General features: G+C 69.4%; 17 protein-coding genes and 1 pseudogene. 6 read left to right on the top strand and 12 right to left on the bottom strand.

The genetic code is table 11. The features are described 5' to 3' along the window. Position 1: 1 nt before the first annotated feature. The 9 genes and pseudogenes from ACZLZY_RS03375 to ACZLZY_RS03415 form a co-directional block, all read right to left on the bottom strand. A complete protein-coding gene (locus ACZLZY_RS03375; protein WP_472932036.1) occupies positions 2–1,264 on the bottom strand; it encodes an FkbM family methyltransferase in 1,263 nt (420 codons plus the stop codon). Further along, a complete protein-coding gene (locus ACZLZY_RS03380) occupies positions 1,261–2,061 on the bottom strand; it encodes a polysaccharide lyase family 20 protein (protein WP_472932381.1) in 801 nt (266 codons plus the stop codon). Before ACZLZY_RS03380 ends, ACZLZY_RS03375 begins: the two co-directional genes overlap by 4 nt. A gap of 6 nt (positions 2,062–2,067) precedes the next feature. Further along, a pseudogene (locus tag ACZLZY_RS03385) lies at positions 2,068–3,936 on the bottom strand (ABC transporter ATP-binding protein); the annotation flags it as partial. A 15-nt stretch (positions 3,937–3,951) separates the two neighbouring features. Continuing rightward, a complete protein-coding gene (locus ACZLZY_RS03390; RefSeq protein ID WP_472932037.1) occupies positions 3,952–4,716 on the bottom strand; it encodes a polysaccharide deacetylase family protein in 765 nt (254 codons plus the stop codon). Further along, entirely contained in the window at positions 4,713–5,897 is a 1,185-nt protein-coding gene (locus ACZLZY_RS03395) for a glycosyltransferase family protein (RefSeq protein ID WP_472932038.1), read from the bottom strand. Before ACZLZY_RS03395 ends, ACZLZY_RS03390 begins: the two co-directional genes overlap by 4 nt. A gap of 10 nt (positions 5,898–5,907) precedes the next feature. Then, positions 5,908–6,558 (bottom strand): histidine phosphatase family protein, encoded by a 651-nt coding sequence (locus ACZLZY_RS03400; protein WP_472932039.1) that lies wholly within the window; start codon positions 6,556–6,558, stop codon positions 5,908–5,910. Next, the gene (locus ACZLZY_RS03405) at positions 6,555–7,715 is read right to left on the bottom strand and encodes a glycosyltransferase family 4 protein (protein ID WP_472932040.1); all 1,161 of its coding nucleotides are present in this window, start codon (positions 7,713–7,715) and stop codon (positions 6,555–6,557) included. The genes ACZLZY_RS03400 and ACZLZY_RS03405 overlap by 4 nt, the downstream gene beginning before the upstream one ends. After that, on the bottom strand, positions 7,712–8,992 hold the full coding sequence (locus ACZLZY_RS03410) for a glycosyltransferase (protein ID WP_472932041.1): 1,281 nt from the start codon (positions 8,990–8,992) through the stop codon (positions 7,712–7,714). Before ACZLZY_RS03410 ends, ACZLZY_RS03405 begins: the two co-directional genes overlap by 4 nt. Before the next feature lie 4 nt (positions 8,993–8,996). Further along, positions 8,997–10,196: a glycosyltransferase family protein gene (locus ACZLZY_RS03415; RefSeq protein ID WP_472932042.1), complete on the bottom strand. Its 1,200-nt coding sequence runs from the start codon at positions 10,194–10,196 to the stop codon at positions 8,997–8,999. Between the two features lie 251 nt (positions 10,197–10,447). Here ACZLZY_RS03415 and ACZLZY_RS03420 point away from each other — a divergent pair, with 251 nt between their 5' ends. The 6 genes from ACZLZY_RS03420 (at position 10,448) to ACZLZY_RS03445 (ending at position 16,473) form a co-directional block, all read left to right on the top strand. Beyond that, positions 10,448–12,190: an alkaline phosphatase gene (locus ACZLZY_RS03420; protein ID WP_472932043.1), complete on the top strand. Its 1,743-nt coding sequence runs from the start codon at positions 10,448–10,450 to the stop codon at positions 12,188–12,190. A gap of 84 nt (positions 12,191–12,274) precedes the next feature. Next, positions 12,275–12,721, top strand: a complete 447-nt coding sequence (locus tag ACZLZY_RS03425; protein WP_472932044.1) for a hypothetical protein — start codon at positions 12,275–12,277, stop codon at positions 12,719–12,721. Then, a complete protein-coding gene (locus tag ACZLZY_RS03430; RefSeq protein WP_472932045.1) occupies positions 12,721–13,395 on the top strand; it encodes an ABC transporter ATP-binding protein in 675 nt (224 codons plus the stop codon). Before ACZLZY_RS03425 ends, ACZLZY_RS03430 begins: the two co-directional genes overlap by 1 nt. Positions 13,396–13,399: 4 nt before the next feature. Continuing rightward, a complete protein-coding gene (locus tag ACZLZY_RS03435; protein ID WP_472932046.1) occupies positions 13,400–14,701 on the top strand; it encodes an ABC transporter permease in 1,302 nt (433 codons plus the stop codon). Between the two features lie 456 nt (positions 14,702–15,157). Continuing rightward, positions 15,158–15,883 (top strand): guanitoxin biosynthesis heme-dependent pre-guanitoxin N-hydroxylase GntA, encoded by a 726-nt coding sequence (gene gntA, locus ACZLZY_RS03440; protein ID WP_472932047.1) that lies wholly within the window; start codon positions 15,158–15,160, stop codon positions 15,881–15,883. Next, the gene (locus ACZLZY_RS03445; protein WP_472932048.1) at positions 15,880–16,473 is read left to right on the top strand and encodes a DUF1989 domain-containing protein; all 594 of its coding nucleotides are present in this window, start codon (positions 15,880–15,882) and stop codon (positions 16,471–16,473) included. The genes gntA and ACZLZY_RS03445 overlap by 4 nt, the downstream gene beginning before the upstream one ends. 135 nt (positions 16,474–16,608) lie before the next feature. On the opposite strand, the gene cobO is transcribed toward ACZLZY_RS03445, so the two are convergent. Genes cobO through cobW form a run of 3 tightly spaced genes read right to left on the bottom strand, consistent with a single transcriptional unit; the run spans position 16,609 to position 22,485 of the window. Beyond that, entirely contained in the window at positions 16,609–17,247 is a 639-nt protein-coding gene (cobO, locus tag ACZLZY_RS03450) for a cob(I)yrinic acid a,c-diamide adenosyltransferase (RefSeq protein WP_472932049.1), read from the bottom strand. 1 nt (position 17,248) lies between these two features. Next, positions 17,249–21,394 (bottom strand): cobaltochelatase subunit CobN, encoded by a 4,146-nt coding sequence (gene cobN / locus ACZLZY_RS03455; protein ID WP_472932050.1) that lies wholly within the window; start codon positions 21,392–21,394, stop codon positions 17,249–17,251. Then, on the bottom strand, positions 21,394–22,485 hold the full coding sequence (gene cobW / locus ACZLZY_RS03460; protein WP_472932051.1) for a cobalamin biosynthesis protein CobW: 1,092 nt from the start codon (positions 22,483–22,485) through the stop codon (positions 21,394–21,396). The genes cobN and cobW overlap by 1 nt, the downstream gene beginning before the upstream one ends. Positions 22,486–22,487: the final 2 nt, after the last annotated feature.

Below are 22,487 nucleotides of genomic sequence, written 5' to 3' on the forward strand. Positions count from 1 at the left end.
GTCAATTCCCTCGTCTGTCGCCCAGTGGGGCGATCAAATAGTTGGAATGGCCCTTGTCGGAGAAGATTCGCTCGACCCGATAGTTCCGTTGCGTCATCCATTCAAAGAAAGCCAGTGTATTGTCATTGGCGATCTCGATGAAGATCAGCGGCCGTTCGCGCGCAATCGTCGCTTCCGCACCGGCCAGCACGCGCATCTCCATGGATTCGACGTCGATCTTCAGAAAGTCCACGCCTTTCGTCAAGGCATCGTCGAGGCGCATCACCGGGATCTCGCCCGCGGGGTCGTCGACGAGGCGCGAGGCGCCCAGCCCACCGCGCTCGGAGCGCACGGCATTGACCCGGCCGGGCCCGTCCGAGAGGCCGATGCCGAGCTGCGACAGGTCGACGTTCGAAAGATGGTTCGCCGCCACCGCCCGCCGCAGGATGGCGGCGACGTCGGGCAAAGGCTCGAACGGCAGCACCGAGGCCGCCTGCATCGGGCCGGCGAAGAACACCGTGTGGTTGCCGGTATTGGCGCCGACGTCAACGATCCGGCTGCCCGGCGCGACCCGGCGCATCAAAGCGTGCAGTTCTTCTGCCTCGAAGAAGTCGCCCCGGGTCTGGTCGCGCTCGATGCCGGCGTTCTCGCCGGTATAGGGCAAGAGGAAGGTCTCGCGCCCGAAACGCACCGGCAGCAGCACGGGATCGGCCGCGAGCCGCCGGATGACCGTCGCGCGCAGATCGGGGCCCGCCAGCGCCGGCGCAGCAGTGACGGTGGTCAGCGGCTGCGCGAGCTTGATCGCCGGAACCTTCGCCCAGAGCGCGAAGAGATAGTCGAGCCAGCGGGCGTCGGCCGGAAGCCCTGCAAGGATCGTCTCGGCTTCCGCGACGCGGACGAAGTGCGTCTCGCCGACCCACCAGTGCAGCAAGGCATGCCCCAGCCGCTCGGGCTCGTCGAAGGCGAGGCGCGACGGCCGCCAGACAGCCTCGCCGCTGCCGGCCACCGCGACCCCACCGAAGATGGCGCGATAGGGCGTGAGCGCCGGCGCGGCGATCGCCAGCGCGTCGGGGCGGAGCGTCTCCCCCAGCGACGGCGCGATCATCCAGTCGCAGCCCTCGGCACGTGCGCCGCTGCAAGCCTGCCGCAGCCGTTCCAACGGATCGGAACCGTCGATCGCCGCCAGCAGCACAACGTCCTTAAACCCGCCGTGGCACAACGCCCTGTGGCTGCCGGTCCCGTCGGCAGGGCTCAAAATCTCGGCGAAGACGGCCAGACGGCTCATGCCGGCTCGGCTGCGCGCGCCGGAATCCCGTCCGCGCCGACGGCCTCGGGGCCGAAACCGCGGCGGTAATTGTCGTGATAGGCGATGAGCGGCCCGTCGATCGGCCCGCTGGCATAGACGCCTAGCTTGAAATACGGCGCCTTCACCTCGTTGCGGTAGCCGAGCGGCCCGTCGAACTCGAACAGCGGCTTGCCGCCGAGAAAAGCGGAGATCGAGGACGTGCCGTGGCGCGACCAGCGAATCCGGAAGACGAAATCCAGCCAGCTGCCATGCGCGACGGCCGGGATCTCGTGGAACACGTAGCGCTTTTCGGGATCCGACGACGCGACCTCGGCGAAGGCACCGGTGAAGCGCAGCGTGCCGTCGAGGTAGCGCAGCGCCAGCGGCGGCTTGCCGGCGGGATCTCCGAGCGCGGCTTGGTCGTGCCATTGCGCCAGCACCACGCCGGTGCCAGCTGGCGGCTGGAATTCCGGCGGCAGGAAGGTCGAAAAGCTGTACCAGATGTCCCGATCGAAGGGCGGGTTGTACCAGTCGCGCAGCTCGGCGCGCAGGCCCTGGCTGACATGATCGCCCGGCCGCAGCTCGAAGCGGCAGGCATGTGTGCCGCTGCGCACGACGTCGCTCTGCACCACGGCGGAATGTGGGCCGGCCAGGCGCCGGACGCTCCAGCCCTCCAGCGAACCGCTGGCGAAGTCGAGGTTCGCCGTGTCGCTGCCCTTGGGATCGGTGGCGAGCGCCTTCTCGATCTCTGCGTGCTCCTCAGGCGTGCGTCCGCCAAGGTCCAGCCGTCTCGGCACTGTGTGCGCGCGGATATAGTGGTCGTCGCCTGCAGGGATGAGGTGCGGCTCGCCGTTTGCAGCGTCCGCGGCAAAGGGTGCCCCCCAGATTGCCGGGTTCGACTGGCGCTCGAGGCTGATCTTGTCGAAGTCGAGCCGGTGGTTCGGGTCCGGCTGCGGCACGGCGGAGATCAGCGCGCGGGTATAGGGATGCAGCGGCTCGCGGAACAGCGCCTCGCGCGGGGCGAGCTCGACGATGCGCCCCGCCGCCATCACCGCGATCCTGTCGGCGAGATAGTCGACCACCGCGAGGTTGTGCGAGATGAAGAGATAGGTCAGCCCCAGCGCCGATTTGAGGTCGCGCAGAAGGTTCAGGATCTGCGCCTGGATCGACACGTCGAGCGCCGAGACCGGTTCGTCGAAGATGATCAGCTCCGGCTCCAGCGCGAGGGCACGGGCGATGCCGAGCCGCTGGCGCTGGCCTCCGGAGAAGGAATGCGGGTAGCGGTTCATGTGGGTGTCGTCGAGCCCGACGAGCCGCAGCAGTTCGCTGACCCGCGCCTTGCGGCTCTTGGCATCGCCGATGCCGTGGATCACCAGCGGCTCCGACAGGATGCTGAGCACCGTCATCCGCGGATTGAGCGCGGAATAAGGGTTCTGGAAAACGTATTGCACCCGCGTGCGCCAGTCGCGCAGCCGCTCGCCATCGAGCGTCAGCACATCGATCATCGCCGCGCTCCCGGCGCCCGGCGTCTCGCGCATCTCCACCGTCCCGGCATCGGCGGTCTCCGAGCGGACGATGATCTTCGACAGCGTCGTCTTCCCGCAACCGCTCTCGCCAACGAGGCCAAGGCACTCGCCGCGGCGGATGTCGAGGCTGACGGCGTTCACCGCCATCGACAGCGCCTGCTGCTTCTTGCCGAGCCAGCGCGTCTCGCTGCGGTTGCTGAAGCCCTTGGACACGTCGCGGACCTTCAGCAGCACCTCCTCAGAACCGGCCTCGGGGGCCGCCTGCTTGCGGCGCCCGGCGGCGCTCGCCATGTCGACCTTGATTTCGCGGATCGGCATCAGCCGCTCGCCGGGCTCCATGTCGAAGCGCGGCACGGCCTTCAGCAAGGCCTTGAGGTAGGGATGGCGGGGCTCGGCGAAGAGATCCTCGGCGGTGCCGCTCTCCATCACCTTGCCATGGTGCACCACCACCATCTCGTCGGCCATGTTGGCGACGACGCCGAGATCGTGCGCGATGAGGAGGATGGCGGTGCCGTCCTTGTCCTGCAGCTGGCGCATTAGCTTCATGATCTCGGCCTGCACCGTCACGTCGAGCGCCGTCGTCGGCTCGTCGGCGATGAGCAGCGCCGGCTTGCAGATCATCGCCATGGCGATCATCGCGCGCTGGCAGAGCCCGCCCGAGAGCTCGAACGGATAGGCGTCGACCTTGCGCTCGGGATCCGGGAAGCCGACGGAGGCCAGCGCGTCGATGCTCGCCCGGCGCGCCACCTTGTCGTCGGCGCCGCGGTGGATCTTCAACACCTCGCCGATCTGGTCGCCGATGGTGTGGAAGGCCGAGAGCGAGGTCGTCGGCTCCTGAAAGATCATCGAGATCCGCCCGCCGCGGATTTTCGCGAAGGCCTCGGACTTCTGGCCGAGCGAGGCGAGGTCGATGCCGCCCTTGGCGCCGTCGTTGAACAGGATGCGGCCGTCGAGGCGCCGCGCGATCGGCGGTAGCAAGCCCATGATCGCCTGCGCCGTCACCGACTTGCCGGACCCGGATTCGCCGACGATGGCGACCGTCTTGCCCGCCTCGACGCGAAAGCTCAGCCCGTTCACGGCCCGCGTCTTGCCCGCCATGGTCTGGAATTCGACGGTGAGGTCTTCGACGCGCAGCAGATCGGTCATGGTGCCCCAGACAATTTAGCGTGTTGTCTCAAGACCTAGCAGTGTTTTCGCCGATTGCCAGCGACAGGCGGGATGTTCCGCGATTGCCGGCAAAAGAATCTCGAGAAAGCGGAAGCCTTCCGCATCGTGCACGAGATGATGGGTGAGGATGCCGGTCGGCTCGTCCCGCTCCGCCGTGCCGTCCGCCAGCCGCCCGAGCCGCGCCAGCAGCATGCCGAGCACCGCTTCCTCGCCGAGGAAGCCGCGGGTGCCGCGCCAGTCCACCGGGTCGACATGGGTGTTGATCCGGGGCAGGCCATCGCCGCGCGCAGTCCGGTCGCCATAGACCGAGAGCGCGGCGAAACCGAGCTGCGGCAGGCCCGCCACGACGTCCGAACCGATCCGGTTCCAGGGTGGCACCAGCATGTCGGCGACGTGGTTGAAGCCGGCCAGCCTCCGGCGCCCTTCGGCAAGTTCGACCAGTACGTCTGAGGCCGGGCGGTCGGCGCCGAGCTCGCATTTCTTGGCGCCCGCCGCGCCGTGGTTGGCGTGCGAATAGCCGTGCTGGAGCACTGTCACGCCCGGCAGTCCGTTCAGCCGCTCGGCCAGCGCCGGCTCGGCATGGGCCGGGATCACCGCCAGCGCCAGCGGCACGTCGCCGGCGACCGCGAGCAGCCGATCGAGTGCCGGCGTCGGCGCCACCGCGTCGTCGTCGCGCAGCCAGAAATCCACCGGCCGGCCATCCTCGCCGAGACGGGAGAGCGCATCCCGCAACTGCGTCCAGAGCGGCCCCCTCGTCATTTCCGGCGCTCCGCAACTTCCGCGACGAGACGCGCTGTGGTGGCGGCGCCGTCGAGCGCGAAGTCGACCGGGGCCATCGCCCGCCGCCGCGGCGCGTCGGCTAGCGCCGCGTCGACCGTCTCGGCGAGCCGGTCCAGCGCGCTTTCCGGCAGGACGTGGAGATAGCCGCGCTCTTCCAGCCGCCGCGCGCGGTCGGCCTGCTCGGTCTCGGCATCGCCGCCATAGGGCACGATGACCGCCGGAACGCCGGCGCGCAGGAGGTCGATCGTGGTGTTGTAGCCGCCCTGCGAGATCGAGAGCGCTGCCCGCGGCAGGATCTGCGTGAAGTCCGCGCGGAACCGCTCGACCACGACGGCCCCGCCGCCGTCCTTGTCCGCCCGCGCCGCCTCCGCCTCGATCTCGGCAAAGTCGGCGTCCGGCAGCCGGGGACCGGTCAACAGGCGCCAGTCCAGCCCATGCGCTTGGCTGCGTGGCCGCGCAGCGAGCGCTGCCCGCATCAAGGGCATGCCGACGCTGCCGCCGCCGGCCGAGACGAGGATTTCGCCGGCGCCGACGGTCTCGGTGCTGGCGCCCGGCGCAGGCGTGCCGATCGCGGCGCTGACATAGCCGGTGTAGTGCAGCTTGTCGGCGATCTCAGCCACCTCTCCAAAACTGTCGCCGAATTCCGCGAAGGCGGGGTCGCCATGCACCAGCACGGCGTCGAAATGCTCGGCCACCAGCCGGGCGGTCTCCTCCTCGCGTCCGGGCTTCGACGACCGCACGAGGATGTCGCGCACCGAGGAGAGGAGCGCCGGGCGCGGGCTGAAGGACGACACTTCCTCGATCAGCGGCAGCAGCTCGAAGCGGAACTGCCGGCGGCCGAAGGGGTACAGCTCGAACAGCACCACGTCCGGCCGCAGCGTCCGGGCGAGGCCAAGCAGAGCATCGCGCCGCCGCTCGCGCCAGGCATCGTCGACATCGCGCCCTTCGGCATCGACGAGGGTCGAGAAGGCCTCGTCGCGGATCATCGCCGGCGGCAGCTGGACGAGCCGCGCGCCGGGATAGGTCACCTCCGCCACCGGTTCGCCGCCATGCGCCACGGTCACCTCGAGCCCGGCCTCGCTCATGGCCGCGGCGATGGCGGCGGCGCGCTTGAGATGGCCGATGCCGAGGAGATGCTGGACGTAGAACAGGATTTTCACTTCGCGCCCCTCATCGGTCCGTCTCCGGATCTGTTGCCGCCGTTCCCGGACCGCTTTCCGCGTCCCCCGGATAGGGCGCGGGGATCGACGGTGCAAGCGCGATGCCGGCCGCGACGAGATGGAGGCGGCCGATGGCGTCGAGGCGGAAATGATGCGCGCAGCCGTCCGCGAGCCGCACCGGCGCCTTCGCCCGCATGTCCCACCCCGTGGCGATGGCGAAGAGCGCCCGCAGCACGCCCTTGTGCGTCACCACCACCGTCGGAGAGGTCAGCGCGGCGAGCCCCGCCAGCGCCCGCAGGCCGACCTCGCGCGGGCTCTCGCCGCCGCCGGGGCGGAAGTCGAGCCCTTTCGCCTCCTCCGCCGCAAAGGCCGCGCCGCCCTCCGCCCGGATGTCCGCGAGCCGTCGCCCCTCGAGCGAGCTCCAGTCCATCTCGGTCAAGGCGTCGAGCGGGGAGGGCGCGAGCCCCATCGCCGCGGCGGTGGCGACGGCGCGGGCGAGCGGGCTGGTCCGGCAAGCCCAGCCGCGCGCAAAGGCCGGCACCCGCCACCGCCGTGCCAAGGCGAGGCCCTCGGCCGAGAGCGGCACGTCGGTGCGCCCCTGAATCCGCTTCTCGGCGTTCCAGGCGGTCGGCGCATGGCGCAGGATCAAGAACTCGGTCATGCCGAGGGGGCCCGGGGCGTTTCCGCTTGCCTGGCGACGAGGCCGGCAAGGTCCGCGCGCAGGAAGCGGCTGGCGGCGTCGGTGTCGTTCAGCACCTTGGCCCGAAGCGCGGCGGCCTCGCCCATGCGCCGGGCGGCGGCGGGATCGGCGAGCAGCCGCGCCAGTGCCGCCTGGGTCGCCGCCGCATCGCCGGCGGGGACGATCAGTCCGCTCACGCCGTCGTCGAGGAGGGTGTCGATGCCGCCCGATCGCCCCGCGACGACCGCCAATCCCGACGCGGCGGCCTCGAGGAAGACGAGCCCGACCGCCTCCTTCACCGCCGGCCAGACGAAGAGGTCGGTCCCGGCATAGGCGTCGCGCAGCGACTGGCCTTGCCGGAGGCCGGCGAAGTGCACGGGAAGCCCCGCCATCGCCTGCCGCACCGACGCCTCCGCCGGACCGGCGCCGACCACGACGAGGTTCCATGGGCTGGCGCCGAGCCCCGCCAGCGCCTCGGCGAGCACGCGGTAGGAGGCAAGCTTCTGGTCCTCGCGCATCATCGCGACCGTCAGCAGCAGAGGCGCCGCCGGATCGAGGCCGAACTCGGCGGCGAGCGCCACCCGCGCCGCCTGCCGGGCCGCGGCGTCGCGCCGGAACGGGGCGGTGTCGATGAACAGCGGCAGCGGCGCCAGCACGCCGGGATGGCGCACCAGCGGCAGCAGGCAAGCGTCGTCCGTCGGGTTCAGACAGTAGATCCGGTCGGCCACGGCGATCGCCCGTCCGGCGGCGCGGTAGCCGGTGTCCCAGCGCCCGCCCGCTTGCTTTGGCGCATGCGAGGCCTCCGCAACGACGTAGGGAATGCCGAGCGCCCCCGCCACGATGGGCCCGAGATGGTCCGGCGCCTTGTGGTAGAGGTGATAGGTGAACCAGGCGTCGGGCCGCGTCGCGGGATCGGCGCGGTAGCGGGCGATCAGCCGCTCCGCCAGCGCTATGCCGAGCCGCTGCAGCCGTTCCTGGCGCACCGCATCGCCGCGGTCGTAGCTGCGGAACGCCGAGGCGAGAGCAACCGCCGCGCCGCCGCGCCGCAGCGCCTCGATCAGTAGCCGCGCCACCCGGAGGTCGCCCGACGGCACCGCCCCGGTCGGCGGCTTCATCGGCGCGTAGAAGGCGATCCTCATCGCCGGGGCCCGGGCGGCTCCCGCCGGAGGGTTTCCGTGATCCGCCGGTAAATCGTGGCGATCCCCTCGGAGTAGCCGAAATGCCCGGTCACCCGGGCCCGGCCGGCCTCGCCGAGCCGGTGCCGCAAAGCGGGGTCCCGGGCGGCACGGGCGACCGCGTCGGCGAAGGCGGCGGGCGCATCGGGCTCGACCAGCAGCCCTGTCTCGCCGTCGACGATCAGCTCCGGCACCGCCGAGACTTTCGTCGAGACGCAGAGGAGGCCTTGGCTTTGAGCTTCCATCAGGACGTTCGGCAAGCCGTCGCGGTCGCCGTCGTCGGAGACGCGGCAGTTGAGGACGAAGAGGTCGCTGGCGCGGTAGAGGTCGAGAATCTCCGCCTGCGCCAGCGTCCCCAGCCAGCGGATGCGGTCGGCGAGGCCGAGACGCTCGGCCAGCGCGCGCAGCTCGTCCTTCATCGGGCCGCCGCCTACGATCGAGAGCGTGAAGGCGAGCCCCGGCGGCAGCAGCGCCAGCGCCTCGAACAGGCCGCGATAGCCCTTCTTGTCGACCAGCCGGCCGACGGTGAGGAGCCGGACCGGCCGTGCCGGATCGCTGCCGTCGCGTGGGGCTTCGTCCAGTGCCTCTGCCGGCGTCCCGCCCGGTGGAAAGCGGGCGAAGTCGAGCCCGTGATAGACCAGCTCGACCCGCGAAGGGTCGGGCGCCAGCGCCTGCAGGTGCTCGGCGTTCGCCTGCGTGCAGGTAACCAGCCAGGCGCAGTCGGCGAGTTTTTCGCGCTTCTCCCAGTCCTCGAGCGTCCAGATGTCCTTGGCATGCGCCGAGACCGCGAAGGGCAAGCCGCGCATCTCGGCCGCATAGCGCGCGACCGAGCCTGGCGTGTGGAGGAAATGGACGTAGATCAGCCCGGTATCGTCGGGGAGTTCGGCCGCCATCACCAGCGCCTGGCCGAAACGCCGGCCGCGGTTCGGTGTCGGGTCGCGGCGGAAGTCGGCGATGAATTTTCGGAACGCCGCGCCATAGCCCGGCAGTTTTCGGGCGATGCGCCATCCCTTCAGGACGCGCAGCGGCTCCTGGTAGAGGTATTCCGGCAGGTAGCGCGGCACCTCGTCGATCTCGCGGTGCACGGGATGGTCGCGGTCATCGGTGGGAAAGCGCAGCGAGACGAGGCTGAGTGGCAGGCCGATGCGCTTCAGGCCGAGGATTTCCTGCGCGATGAAGGTCTCTGACAGCCGCGGATAGCCCTTGAGGACGATCGCGACCCGCGGTCGGCTGGTCTGCATCCGGTCAGCCGTGGCTGTCGATCAGGGCCGGACGCGTCGCCCGCTGCTCGGCGATCGAGGCCGAGAACAGCACCTCGATCTGCTCCAGCCCGGCGAGCAGGCCGGGAATCTGCGCCGCAGACGGCCGGGGCTGCGCGGGCAAGGCGTGCAGCGCCGCCGCCATCCGCGCGGCGGCATTGTCGCCGTTCGCCAGCAGCAGGCGCGCGAGGCCGAGCTCCTGCGCACGGCTCGCGCGGATGTACTGCTCCAGCCGGGGATGCGTGCGCGGCACGATCAGCGCCGGCTTGTCGAAGGAAAGGATCTCGCAGAACGTGTTGTAGCCGCCCATGGTCACGAGCCCTGCGGCGCCGTCGACCATGGCTTCCATGTTGGTGTGGAAGTTGATCGCCTGGATCCGGTCTAGTTTCGCGATCCGGTCGCGGAAGCCGGTGCGCTCGTCGCTCGACAGGAAGGGGCCGAACACGATCTTCGCCCGGTGCGGCAGGCTCGGATCGGCCTCATAGGCCGAGATCAGCCAGTCGATCATGACGTCGCCGTCATTGCCGCCGCCGGCGGTGACGAGGATGTAGGGCTCTTCTTCCGGCGTCTCGTCCGAGAAGGCGCCGATGGCGCGCCGGAGATAGCCGGTATAGCGCATCCGCTCCATCGTCTTATCGGCAAGGCCGACGCCGTCGAGCGGCTCGTAGACCACTTTCGGCCCGTAGACCCAGATCTCGTCGTAGAGCGTGTCGACCGCCTCGGTCGCGCCCTTGCGCTCCCATTCCTCGCGCAGCCGCGCCGGGTCATCCATCACCTCGCGGATGCCGAGGATGTTCTTGGTGCCGTTGGCCTTGAGGTAGGTCAGGCTGTCGCGCACCTCGCCCTTCAGGCCGAGCGGCTCTTTGTCGACGAGGAAGATGTCCGGCTTGTAGCGCTTGGCGGTCTCGAGGATGATGACGGAGCGGATCTCCATCAGGTCCTCGGTCGAGATGCCGAGGGCGGTCGGGGCGTAGTTGTTGTTGTCGAGCTTGACGATGCCGGGCACGCGGATGAAGTCGACGCGCGGGTGCAGGTCGAACGAGCCGACCACCGGCGAGCCCGAGATGATCAGCACCGACAGATCCTCGTGCAAGGACGAGAGATGGTTGGCGATCGTCTGGCAGCGCCGGAGATGACCGAGACCATAGGAATCGTGACTGTAGATGAGAAGCCGCTTACCGGTCATCCGAGGTCATCCAGTTGGCGGAGCGCGCACAAGTGCGGGCGGCGGTTTCACTGCGGCAACCTATCCCGCCATTGGCCGGAATTTGCAAGCGAGCCCCCAGGGAACTTCGTGCCGGGGCTTGGAGCACGCTTGGCTGCCGAAGAGCCACCTGCCACCGGGATGGAGGAAACCTGCCGCGTCCGGGGTGTCACGCGCCTGACATGCGAAGGGCCTAGCTGAAGTTCGACCTCACCAAGAACGGGACACCCGCCATGCGCACGCTTCTGGCCTTGCTTGCCGCCTCCACCGCTTTGGTCGGCGCTGCCGACGCCACGACCGTCTACCCGCTCGACCGTGCGACGGTGATGGCCGGCGCGCCCTTCGACATGAAGGTCGAGTTCGACATGGCGCTGAAGGCCGAGGACGTCACCGTGACGATCAACGGCGAGCCAGCCGCCAGCGTCCTTGGCAAGGACGTGTCGTTCACCGAGAAGGAAGCGGGCGTCGAAGCCTCCGCCGTCCTGATCCGCGGCGCGTCGATCGCCAAGGCCGGTGACTACACCGTGATCGCCAAGGCCGGCGACGAGACCAAGACCGTGACCTGGACCGTCTACGCCACGCCGGCCACGGCCAAGGCGAAGAACGTCATCTTCCTCCTCGGCGACGGCCTGTCCGTCGCGCACCGCACCGCCGCCCGGATCATGTCCAAGGGCATGACCGAGGGCAAGGCGAACGGCCGCCTGAACATGGACGACCTCGACCGGATGGCCTTCATCGGCACCTCGGCGACCGATGCCGTCGACACCGACAGCGCCAACACGATGTCGGCCTACATGACCGGTCACAAGACCGCCGTGAACGCCATCGGCGTCTATGCCGACCGCACCAAGGACAGCTTCGACGACCCGAAGGTCGAGACCCTGGCCGAGGCGCTGCGCCGCACCACCAAGAAGTCGATCGGCATCGTCTCGCCGGCCGAGATCGAGGATGCGACGCCGGCCGCCGTCGTCGCCCACACCCGCAAGCGCGCCGACAAGGCCGAGATCGTCGGCATGCTGCTCGACGTCAAGCCCGAGGTCGTGCTCGGCGGCGGCTCGGCCTATTTCCTCGCGAAGGAGACCCCGGGCTCCAAGCGCAAGGACGACAAGGACTACATCAAGCTGTTCCAGGATGCCGGCTACACCCTCGCCACCGACAAGGCGGGCCTTGCCACCGCGGCGGGTACCAATACCGGCCACATTCTCGGCCTGTTCCACACCGGCAACATGGACTCCACCCTCGACCGCGAGTTCCTGAAGAAGGGCACCGTCGGCAAGTTCCCCGACCAGCCCGGCCTCGTCGAGATGACCAAGGCGGCGCTCGGCGAACTCTCGAAGAATCCCGAGGGCTTCTTCCTGATGGTGGAAGGCGCCAACATCGACAAGATGTCGCATCCGCTGGATTGGGACCGCGCCGTGTTCGATACGATCGAGCTCGACCAGGCAGTCGGCGTCGCCCGCGAGTTCCAGAAGACCCATCCCGACACGCTGATCGTCGTCACCGGCGACCACACCCACGGCGTCTCGATCATCGGCACCGTCGACGACGACAAGCCGGGCGCCGACATGCGCGAGAAGGTCGGCACCTACGCCGCCGCCGGCTTCCCGAACTACACCGACGAGAACGGCGACGGCTATCCCGACAAGGTCGACGTCTCCCGTCGCCTCTTCCTCGCCGCCAATAACGGCCCTGACCACTACGAGACCTTCCGTCCGAAGCTCGATGGCCCGTTCGTGCCGGCCATCCAGAACGAGAAGAAGGAATACGTCGCCAACGAGGCCTACAAGGACGTGCCGGGCGCCGTGCTCGTCACCGGCAACATCCCGCGCGATGGCGACAGCGGCGTCCATGCCGTCGACGACGTCGTGCTGCAGTCGGCCGGCCCAGGCTCGGAAGACTTCAAGGGCTACATGGAGGAGAGCGACGTCTACCGCGTCCTCGTCGACGCCCTGGCCCTCGCCCCGGCGAAGCCGTAGTCTCCAACGCCAGGCGCAAGGCCTGCGGTACAATCGCGGGGCCCCGGTTCGCCGGCGGCCCCGCCTTCGATAGAGGAGCCGGTCATGTCCATCTCCCGCCGCCGTCTGCTCGGCGCATCGGCCTTGCTGGCGCTCGTGCCGCTGGTTCCCGCCGAGGCCAGCGAGGCGAGCCTCGACTTCGAGGAACTCTACGGCAAGGTCAGCCCGCTCGGCCTCTCCTTCTCCGACAAGGTGAAGAGCCTTGCCGGCAAGCCCGTCACCATGCGCGGCTTCATGGCGCCGCCGCTGAAGGCCGAGGCGAAGTTCTTCGTCCTGACCCAAATCCCGATGTCGATCTGCCCGTTCTGCTCGACCGATGCCGACTGGCCCGACAACATCGTCGTCGTCTACCTCGAGAGCGCCCAGACCTTCGAGCAGGCCAATGCCCTGATCGCGGTTTCCGGAAAGCTCGACGTCGGCTCCTGGACCGATCCCGAGACCGGCTTCGTCAGCCTCCTGCGCATCACCGGCGCCGACTTCGCCGGGGTTTGATGCTGGCGCTGGCTCTCCGCGATCTCGACGTTCGCTTCCCCGGCCTCGACCGCCCGGCGCTGGCCATCCCCGCCCTCGCCATCCCCGCTGGCGAGCATGTCGCCATCCGCGGCCCGTCCGGCTCCGGCAAGACCACGCTGATCAACATCCTGACGGGCCTCGATCGCGCCGGAACGGGCCGCGTCGGCTGGGGCGACACCGACATCGCGACTTTGAGCGAAACCGGCCGCGACCGCTGGCGGGCGCAGAATGTCGGGCTCATCATGCAGGAGTTCCACCTGTTTCCCGGCCTTTCGGCGCTCGACAACGTCCTCCTGCCGCAGCGCCTGTCGCGGCTGCGCCTGCCTCTCGGCCTCACATCGGAGGCCGGCCGCCTGCTCGCCCGCGTCGGCATAGAGCGCCCTGGCCAGTCCGTCGAAACGCTGTCGCGCGGGCAGATGCAGCGGGTCGCCGTCGCCCGGGCGCTGGTGGGGCGCCCCGGGCTCATCGTCGCCGACGAGCCGACCGCCAGCCTCGACGCAGAGGCCGGCGCCTTGGTCGCCGACCTCCTCCAGGAGCTCGCCGCCGAGATCGGCGCGACCTTGCTGGTGGCGACGCACGACCGGCGCCTTATCGAGCGGCTATCGCGCCATCTCCGGCTGGAAAACGGCCGGCTCCTTCCCAGCGAGGCTTGAGCCCATGTTGCGCTTTGTCCTCGCCGATCTTAGGCGGCACTGGATCGGCGTCCTCGCGATCGCCCTCATCATCGCGCTGGCGACCGCGCTCGGCGTCGCCGTCACGCTGCAGGAGCGCGCGCTGAGGCTCGGCAGCGCCCGCGCGGCGGCGGCCTTCGACCTCGTCGTCGGCGCGGCCGGCAGCGAAACGCAGCTGATCCTCTCCTCGGTCTTCCTGCAGCCGGCGGCCTTGCCGCTGATGCCCGGCGCCGTGTTGGCGAGCCTTGTCGCCGACCCGCGCGTCGCCTGGGCGGCGCCCGTCGGCTTCGGCGACTTCGCCGGCAATGCGCCGATCGTCGGCACGACGCAGCCGCTGGTCGACGGCCTCGGCGGAACCAAAGAGGGGCGTTCCTTCCAACAGCTTGGTGAGGCGATCGCCGGCGCCGATGCGCCGTTCGCCGTCGGCGCCAGCTTCACCCCGCTGCACGGCCGCCTCACCGAGGGCGGCCACGCCCACGGCAAGGTCAGCTACACCGTCGTCGGCCGGATGAAGCCGACGGGCACGCCGTGGGACAAGGCCGTGCTGGTCCCGATCGAAGCCGTCTGGGCCGTGCACGGCCATGGCGAGGCGCACACCGCCCCGGGACATGCGGAGGCCGGCCCCGTCTCGGAGGGACCTGTCTCGGCGGAGCCAGTTCTGGCCGAGCATGACCACGCGGACGGCGATGAGCCGCCTGCCGCGCCCGATCTCTCCCGCCCGATAGACCCCGCGGCGCTGTCGAGGCGAGACGCGCCGGGCCTTCCCGCGATCCTCGTCAAGCCAAAGACCATCACCGACGCCTACAAGCTGCGCACCGACTACCGCGGCGATGCGACGCTGGCGGTCTTCCCCGCCGAGGTGCTGACGCGCCTCTACGGCACGCTCGGCGACGCCCGCTTCATCCTTTCGGCGGTGGCGGCCGGGGCGCAAGGCCTGGTTGCCGCCGCGATCCTCCTCGTCGTCACCATCCATGTCCTGCAGCGGCGCCGCCAGATCGGCGCCCTTCGCGCTTTCGGGGCGCCGAGGGGCGTCGTCTTCGCCATCGTCTGGCTGGAAAGCTTCCTGATCGTCGCCCTCGGCGTCCTCGCCGGCTTCGGCCTCGGCATCCTGGGCGTGCGCTTGGCCTCGACCATGCTTGCCCGCACCACCGGCTTCCCGCTCCCGGTCGAGCTCCGTCCCGCCGACCTCACCGCCATCGCCGTGCTGCTCGCCGTCACCGCCGCGGCCTCGCTGGCCCCGGCCTGGCTCGGCTACCGGCAGTCTCCCGCGCAAGCGCTGAGGGGTTAGGGCTTCGTCCGCCCGAAAGGGAGCACGAACGGTGCTCTCTTTCCTTAAATTCAGATGATCCGCGTTTCAGTGCGGAAACCCCTCGCGCTATCGGCCGGAACTTGCAGGCTAGCCATGCCGAACTTGCAGGCTAGCGACGTGAGGCGGGGGAGGGACATCCCCTCTCCGTTCCCGTGCGTCCCGAAGGTCTTCGGTCGGTTCGAAAGCGCACTGAGAGGTGTGCTGTCGATGCGAAGGTGATGGCCGGAACCACAAATGCGGGCCAGCCCGCACTTTTCGGTTGCGCCATCAAGGCATTGACCCGCTTGCGTTTTCGCCCGGCTGCCGAGGGCGTGTCCCGATCCTGGCAGCCTGTCTTGCCCGCCAAGCCACCCCATCGACCCGCAGGTGCCGGTCCTTCCGGCCCGGAACAACGCTGGAAAGGGCGAGTTCACGGACTCCTTGATGGAGACCGGCATGCTCATGCAATCCGACGCGACGACGATCCCCCGGACGGAGGAAAAGCTGAGGGCGTTCATCCTCGACCAAGCCTTTCCCTGCGTTGGTGCGAAGTCTGCGGTGCAGAAGGGGACGATGACCGTCTACGTCGCGCGCAGCATCGACAGCGCCTGGAACGACGTGGAGATCCAGGACCGCCTGATGCGCTTTGCCTGGGAATACGCCAGGCAGCCGACGCTGTTCACGAGCTTTGCCGTCGTATTTGAGGGGCCGTCCGACCTCACCGAGGAGGCGTTCGAGACGCGGCTCTGGGAACGCGTCCAGTCGCTCGCCGACAAGGATGCCTGGCGCGGGCAGGCGCATGACGAGCGCGTCAGCCACGACCCGGACGATCCGCATTTCTCGCTGAGTTTCGGCGGCGAGGCGTTCTTCGTCGTCGGACTGCACCCGAAAGCCAGCCGTCCGGCGCGCCGCTTCGAGCATCCGACGATGGTGTTCAACCTGCACGACCAGTTCGAGATGCTGCGCCAGCAGAACCGCTATGAGAAGCTGCGCACCGCCATCCTTGACCGCGACGTCAAGCTCGCGGGCGACATGAACCCGATGCTCGCCCGGCACGGCACCATCTCGGAAGCCCGGCAGTACAGCGGCCGCGCCGTCCCGGAGGGCTGGTCCTGTCCGTTCAGCCGGTCCGATGCCGGGGTGGCCACGCTGACCCCTACCAAGCGGAAGGATGCCCGATGAGCGCGACCCACTCCCACACCATCCCGCCCCGGAGCGGGGAGGCGTTCGAGCTGAAGGCCGGACAGCAGCTGACGGTCATCGATCCGCTCGGCGGCCAGGTCGCTGATCTTCTGACCGTCGCCAAGGCCGACATCCGCGAAATGCTCTCGTCCGGACGGACGCTCGACTATGCCGAGCGGATCTACCTCACCACCGGCAACAAGCTCTATTCCAACCGCTCCAACGTGATGCTCGAGATCATCGCCGACACCGTCGGCCGGCACGATTTCCTGCTAACGCCCTGCAGCGAGGCGACATTCCGGCTCTGCTACGACAACGAGCCGCCGCACCGCGGCTGCCACGGCAACCTTGCCGCCGCGCTCGCGCCCTACGGCATCACGGACGACGCCATCCCCGTCGCCTTCAACTGCTTCATGAACGTCCCCGTCGACGGCGCCACCGGCACCTTCAAGGTGCTTCCGCCCCTCAGCAAGGCCGGCGACCACATCACCTTCCGCGCCGAGATGGACCTCATCGTCGGCCTCACCGCCTGCTCGGCCCCCGCGAGCAATGGCGGGACTTTTAAACCGATCGAATACCGTATCGCCTGACCAATACTGCCGGCGACAACGAGCCGATCTCCCCACCCGAGGGGGAGATGGCCGGCAGGCCAGAGGGGGCGAGCTGCCGGCAAGTTGTCAGCCAAGTCGCGATCGCGGCGCCCCGACTCTCTCGCCCGTCGCTCCCTAGAACTCGATGCCCCGCTGCGCCTTCACCCCCGCCCGGAACGGATGCTTGATCGCCTCCATCTCGGTCACCAGATCCGCGAACTCGATCAGCTCCTCCTTGGCGTTCCGCCCAGTGATGACGACGTGCTTCATCGCCGGCTTCTCCCTCAGCACCGCCAGAATGTCGGCGACGTCGAGATAGTCGTAGCGCAGCACGATGTTGAGCTCGTCCAGCAGCACGAGCTGGTGCTCCTCGTCCATGATCAGCGTCTTCGCGCGCTCCCAGGCGGCCTTCGCGGCCTCGATGTCGCGCTGGCGGTCCTGGGTCTCCCAGGTGAAGCCGTCGCCCATCGCGGTGATGGTGACGAGATCGGGAAAATGGTCGAGAATCTTGCGCTCGCCGGTTTCCCACTTGCCCTTCACGAACTGCACGACGCCGACCTTCATGCCGTTGCCCATGGCGCGGAAGACAAGGCCAAAAGCGGCGGTGGACTTGCCCTTGCCCTTGCCGGTGTGGACGATGACCAGCCCCTTCTCCACCGTCTTGGTGGCGAGGATCTTGTCGCGGGCCGCCTTCTTCTTCTTCATCTTGTCGGCGTGGCGGGCATCCAGCTCGGCCTCGGTCATGTTCAGGAGCGCTTCGGACTTCTCGGCCATGTCATGCTTTCTCGGTGTGGAATCGGTCGAGGTCGAATGTCGCCGAATTCGAGCGGGGAGACCACAGGCCGCGCTCGATCGCCTCGGCAAGCTTGGCGGTCATTTCGCGGAAGGCCGGGGCATTGTTGTCGAGGAAGAAGGCGCGGACATCCTCGTCCAGCACGAAGGCTTCGTAGACCGCTTCGAAATGATGCTGGCGCACCGCCCCGGTGGTCGCCGCGAAGGCGAAGAGATAGTCGACGGTCGCCGCCATCTCGAACGCGCCCTTGTAGCCGTGCCGCATGACGCCGGCGATCCATTTCGGATTGACCACGCGCGCCCGGACAACCCGGCCGATCTCCTCCTCGAGGGTGCGGATCACCGGGCGCTCGGGGCGGGAATGGTCGTTGTGGTAGACCCTCGGCCGGTGGCCGGAGACAGCTTCCACCGCCGCCGTCATGCCGCCCTCGAACTGGTAGTAGTCGTCGGAGTCCAGGAGATCGTGCTCGCGGTTGTCCTGGTTCTGCACGACGGCCTCGACGCCCGCCAACCGCGTCTCGAAACTGTCGCGCCGCGCCTCGCCCTCGGCATCGGACCCGTAGGCATAGGCGCCCCAGACGAGGAAGGCTTCGGCGAGATCGCCTTTGTCCGTCCAGCCCTTCTCGTCCATCAGGGCCTGCAGCCCCGCGCCGTAGGCGCCGGGTTTGGACCCGAAGATGCGGAAGCCCGCGCGCCGTTCCGCCTCGTCCGGCGCGATGCCGTCCGCCACGAGAGCCGCCGCCTCCGTCAGCATCCGTTCGGCGATCGGGTTGTCCGCGGCGTCCTCGTCGAGCGCGCCGACGGCCCGGATCGCCCGGTCGAACAGCGCGATCTGGTCGGGGAAGGCGTCGCGGAAGAAGCCGGAAATGCGCAAGGTCACGTCGACCCGCGGCCGGCCGAGGCGGGCGAGCGGGGTGATCTCGTAGCCGGTCACCCGGCCGACGTCCCACAGCGGCTTCACGCCGATCAGCGCCATCGCTTGCGCGATGTCGTCGCCGCCGGTGCGCATGTTGGCGGTGCCCCAGGCGGTGAGGCCGATCGAGGTCGGCCATTCGCCCTGGTCCTGCAGGTGCCGCAGCACCAGCAGCTCGGCCGACTTGCGGCCGAGCGTCCAGGCCGCTGGCGTCGGCACGCTGCGGGTGTCGACGGAGAAGAAGTTGCGCCCCGTCGGCAGCACGTCCGGCCGCCCGCGCGTCGGCGCGCCGGAGGGACCAGGCGCGACGAAGCAGCCGTCTAGACCGGCGAGCAGCCCCGCGAGTTCGGCCGGGCCGGAGGCGACGATGGAGGGCTGCAGCCGCTCGCGGATCTCGGCGAGCACCGGGGCTGTGGACGACCAGTGGATATCCTCTGCCGTCTCGCCTGCGACAAGCCTGGCTGCCAAAAGTTCCAGCCGCTCGACGGTGTCGCCGGCGGTGCGCCAGGGATCGGTGGACAGGCTGTGGAGAAGCTGTGGACGCGGTCCGGTCCAGGGGGCGGCCATGTCGCAGTCGAGGGGGTCGAAAGGCGGTGCCGAGAGGTCGCGCTCGGGGAGGCGGTCGGCCAGCGTTAGTGCCGTGGCACCCCCCTCTGTCCTGCCGGACATCTCCCCCTCAAGGGGGGAGATCGGATAGTCGCCGACCTCAACACGCTCGATCTCCCCCCTTGAGGGGGAGATGCCGGCAGGCAGAGGGGGGTGAGCCCCGCCGACGTTCCCCGCATGGATCCCGCCGACCTCTATCCCAGCGCCGCCGCTGAGCCCCAGATCCACCGCCAGTGCCCGGTGCAGCGACGCGTCCCGCGCCCCCATCCCCCGCGGCACCCGCGCCAGCGCCACCACCAGATCCGTCAGCAGCCGCCCGTCCGGCGCGACGCCGAAGACGTGCAGCCCGTCGCGGATCTGCATCTCCTTGAGGTCGCAGAGATGGGCATCGAGTTTCTCCAGCGCCGTTTCCGTCGCCTCGTCCACTGAAATCCCGGCATCCTCATCGAGCCCCGTCGCCCGCATCAAGTCGAGGATCTCGCCCGTCAGCAGCGTCACCCGGCGCGGGTCGCTGCCGGCGGCCTGGTAGACCTCGTCGACCAGCGCTTCCAGATCGCGCAAGGGACCGTAGCTCTCGGCCCGGGTCAGCGGTGGCGTCAGGTGGTCGATGATGACGGCCGAGGTCCGGCGCTTGGCCTGCGTGCCCTCGCCGGGATCGTTGACGATGAAGGGATAGAGATGCGGCACCGGCCCCATCACCGCCTCGGGGAAGCAGGCTTCAGACAGCGCCAGCGCCTTGCCGGGTAGCCATTCGAGGTTGCCGTGCTTGCCCATGTGAACAAGCGCATGCATCCCGAAGGAATGCCGGAGGAAGAAGTAGAGGGCGAAATAATTGTGCGGCGGCACGAGGTCGGGCGAGTGGTAGCTCTCCTTCGGGTCGATGTTGTAGCCGCGCGCCGGCTGAACGCCGACCATCACCGTGCCGAAGCGGGCGAGCGGGAGGGCGAAGCCAAAGGCGGGGTCGACGAAGGGATCGCTCTCCGGCGCCCCCCAGCGCGCCGTGACGGCGTCGCGGATGATGGCCGGCAAAGCGTTAAAATGCCGATGATAATCAGCGAGCGACATGGTCTCCCGCGTTTCACGTGAAACAATGCCGGCATTTGTCGGCCCGGCCATCAAGTGTTCGATCAGCGCATTGCCGTCCGCCGGAATGTCCTCGACACCGTAGCCAGCATCGCGCATCGCCCGGAGCACCTCGATCGTGCCGGCCGGCGTGTCGAGCCCGACGCCGTTGCCGAGCCGCCCATCGCGGTTGGGGTAGTTGGCGAGGAGGATCGCCATCCGCCGCGTTTCAACGGGCGTCCGCCGCAGCCGCGCCCAGGCGGCGGCGAGGTCGGCGACGTAGCGGACCCGGTCCGGCACCGCGCGGTGGGCGACGATCTCGATCTCGCAGCGCGCGTCCCATTCGCCCGCCGCCTTGAAGGCGATGGCGCGCGACAGCACCCGCCCGTCCACCTCCGGCAGCGCGACGTGCATGGCCAGATCACGGCCGGAAAGGCCTTGCGCGGATGCCTCCCAGGCCTCGACGCGACCGCCCGACAGCACCGCCTGCAGCACCACGGCGCCGCCTTCCTCCAGCACCGTCGGCACGCGTGGCCCGGTCGGCGAGGAGACGGCAAAGCCGGTGAGGTTGACGACGACGTCGGGCGGCCGGCGGGCGAAGAGGGCGCGGACGGTCTCGACCGAGACCGGGTCCTTCAGGCTGGTGACGTAGACGGGGAGCGGATCGAGCCCCGCCTGCCGCATTGCCGCGCACAGCGCCTCGACCGGCTCGGTCTGGCCGCTCTGGACGAGGGCGCGGTAGAACACGATGGCGGCGAGGGGTGGCGGTGCCACGTCCCGTTCCGTCAGCGGTGCGTCGGCTGGAAGTTGCGGGGATGGGTTGTGCGGCATCCCCACGGGTGCGGCTGGCACACCCCCCTCTGCCCTGCCGGGCATCTCCCCCTCAAGGGGGGAGATCGGATGATCGCCGACCGTAGCGCGCTTGATCTCCCCCCTTGAGGGGGAGATGCCGGCAGGCAGAGGGGGGTGAGCCCCGCCGACCCTCGATGGGCCTGCGGGCGATGGCAGCGCCAGCACCCCCGCCTTCAGCAATGGCTGCGCCTCGGCCGGCCAGTCGCCGTGCCCGAGCACCGCCCCGCAGCCCAAGAGAAACTTCTGCGCATTCTCCGCCCCGCCCTCGATCAGGCAGCGCCAGAGCCGCGCCCGCGCTTCCGGCGGCACGGTCGAGAACCGCTCGAGGCTCGGATCTGGCTTGTCGTCACCCGGCAGCGCGCACAGCATCACGCCCCGCGTCTCAGCCAGCTCCAGCAACGCCTCCAGCCCATAGGGCCAGTAGGCCGCGCCGCCGAGCAGCCTGACCACCACGAGCTTCGCGTGCCGCAGCGTGCGCTGGACATAGGCATCGACCGACATTGGGTGCGCCAGCCGCAGGAGGTTGGCGAGCCGAAGCCCCGGCGCGGCATCGCCGAGCGATCCAGCGGCCGCAGCAAGGCTTGCCAACTCCGTGTCGGCCGACGACAGCACGACGACGTCCGCGGGCGACTGGCCGAGATCGACCGCCTCGCCCGCTTCCGCCACGCTGCCGCGCTGGGCGAGGAGGAGATGCATCAGGCCGCCGCCGTCTCCCGCAAGCCGGTGAGGGCGGAGAGTTCGCTGGAGATCGCGGCCTCGGCCGCGGCGTCCAGCCGGTCGTGCAGGCCGATCACCACCAGCCGCGTCGCGCGCGCCTCGTCCGGCCGCCACGGCCGGTCGTAATAGGTCTCGATGCGCCGCCCGACCGCCTGCACCACCAGCCGCATCGGCTTGCCCGGCACGTCGGCGAACCCCTTGATCCGCAGGATGTCGTGCGCGGCGATGACGGCGGTGAGGCCCGCGGCGAAAGCCGCGGGATCGGCGACCGGGCCGGCCTCGGCGACGAAGCTGTCGAAGTCGTCGTGGTCGTGCATTTCGCCGCCCTCGTGCTCGATCTCGTGGTGCGAGCGGCGCTGGGCGATCTGGTCTTCGGTGGCGGCGCTGAGACCGAGCAGCACGTCGGCCGGCAAGATGCCGTTCTCGGCCGTCACCGCCTTCACCGCCCGCTCGCCGCAGACCGCTGCGACCTCGGCCCGCACTTCCTCGAGCGTTGCGGCATCGACGAGGTCGGCCTTGTTGAGGATGATGAGATCGGCGGCGCGGATCTGGTCCTCGAACAGCTCTTCCAGCGGGTTGTCGTGATCGAGGTTTTCGTCGGCGGCGCGCTGCGCCTTGATCGCGTCCTCGTCGTCGGCAAAGCGGCCAGCGGCGACGGCGGCGGCGTCGATCACCGTGACGACGCCGTCGACGGTGACCCGCGCCTTCACCTCCGGCCAGTTGAAGGCGGCGACCAGCGGCTGCGGCAAAGCGAGGCCGGAGGTCTCGATGACGATGTTGTCAAGCCGGTCGGCGCGCTCGAGAAGCTTGGTCATGGTCGGGATGAAGTCGTCGGCGACGGTGCAGCAGATGCAGCCATTGGTCAGTTCGACGACGTCCTCGGCCCGGCAGGTCTCGATGCCGCAGCCCTTCAGGATGTCGCCGTCGACGCCGAGGTCGCCGAACTCGTTGATGATGAGGGCGATGCGCCGGCCGCCGGCATTCTGCAGGAGGTTGCGGATCAGCGTGGTCTTGCCGGCGCCGAGGAAGCCGGTGATCACGGTGGCGGGGATCTTGGTGGTCCTGGACATGT

It is taken from the genome of Mesocryomonas lacus, assembly GCF_055730135.2.

Bases quoted from the DNA above. Each gene is read 5' to 3' on its own strand.
- ACZLZY_RS03400 (WP_472932039.1), bottom strand. From the start codon at position 6,558: ATGACCGAGTTCTTGATCCTGCGCCATGCGCCGACCGCCTGGAACGCC.
- ACZLZY_RS03420 (WP_472932043.1), top strand. From the start codon at position 10,448: ATGCGCACGCTTCTGGCCTTGCTTGCCGCCTCCACCGCTTTGGTCGGC.
- gntA (WP_472932047.1), top strand. From the start codon at position 15,158: ATGCTCATGCAATCCGACGCGACGACGATCCCCCGGACGGAGGAAAAG.
- ACZLZY_RS03435 (WP_472932046.1), top strand. From the start codon at position 13,400: ATGTTGCGCTTTGTCCTCGCCGATCTTAGGCGGCACTGGATCGGCGTC.
- cobO (WP_472932049.1), bottom strand. From the start codon at position 17,247: ATGGCCGAGAAGTCCGAAGCGCTCCTGAACATGACCGAGGCCGAGCTG.
- ACZLZY_RS03390 (WP_472932037.1), bottom strand. From the start codon at position 4,716: ATGACGAGGGGGCCGCTCTGGACGCAGTTGCGGGATGCGCTCTCCCGT.
- ACZLZY_RS03425 (WP_472932044.1), top strand. From the start codon at position 12,275: ATGTCCATCTCCCGCCGCCGTCTGCTCGGCGCATCGGCCTTGCTGGCG.
- ACZLZY_RS03375 (WP_472932036.1), bottom strand. From the start codon at position 1,264: ATGAGCCGTCTGGCCGTCTTCGCCGAGATTTTGAGCCCTGCCGACGGG.
- ACZLZY_RS03430 (WP_472932045.1), top strand. From the start codon at position 12,721: ATGCTGGCGCTGGCTCTCCGCGATCTCGACGTTCGCTTCCCCGGCCTC.
- ACZLZY_RS03410 (WP_472932041.1), bottom strand. From the start codon at position 8,992: ATGCAGACCAGCCGACCGCGGGTCGCGATCGTCCTCAAGGGCTATCCG.
- ACZLZY_RS03445 (WP_472932048.1), top strand. From the start codon at position 15,880: ATGAGCGCGACCCACTCCCACACCATCCCGCCCCGGAGCGGGGAGGCG.
- cobW (WP_472932051.1), bottom strand. From the start codon at position 22,485: ATGTCCAGGACCACCAAGATCCCCGCCACCGTGATCACCGGCTTCCTC.
- cobN (WP_472932050.1), bottom strand. From the start codon at position 21,394: ATGCATCTCCTCCTCGCCCAGCGCGGCAGCGTGGCGGAAGCGGGCGAG.
- ACZLZY_RS03405 (WP_472932040.1), bottom strand. From the start codon at position 7,715: ATGAGGATCGCCTTCTACGCGCCGATGAAGCCGCCGACCGGGGCGGTG.
- ACZLZY_RS03415 (WP_472932042.1), bottom strand. From the start codon at position 10,196: ATGACCGGTAAGCGGCTTCTCATCTACAGTCACGATTCCTATGGTCTC.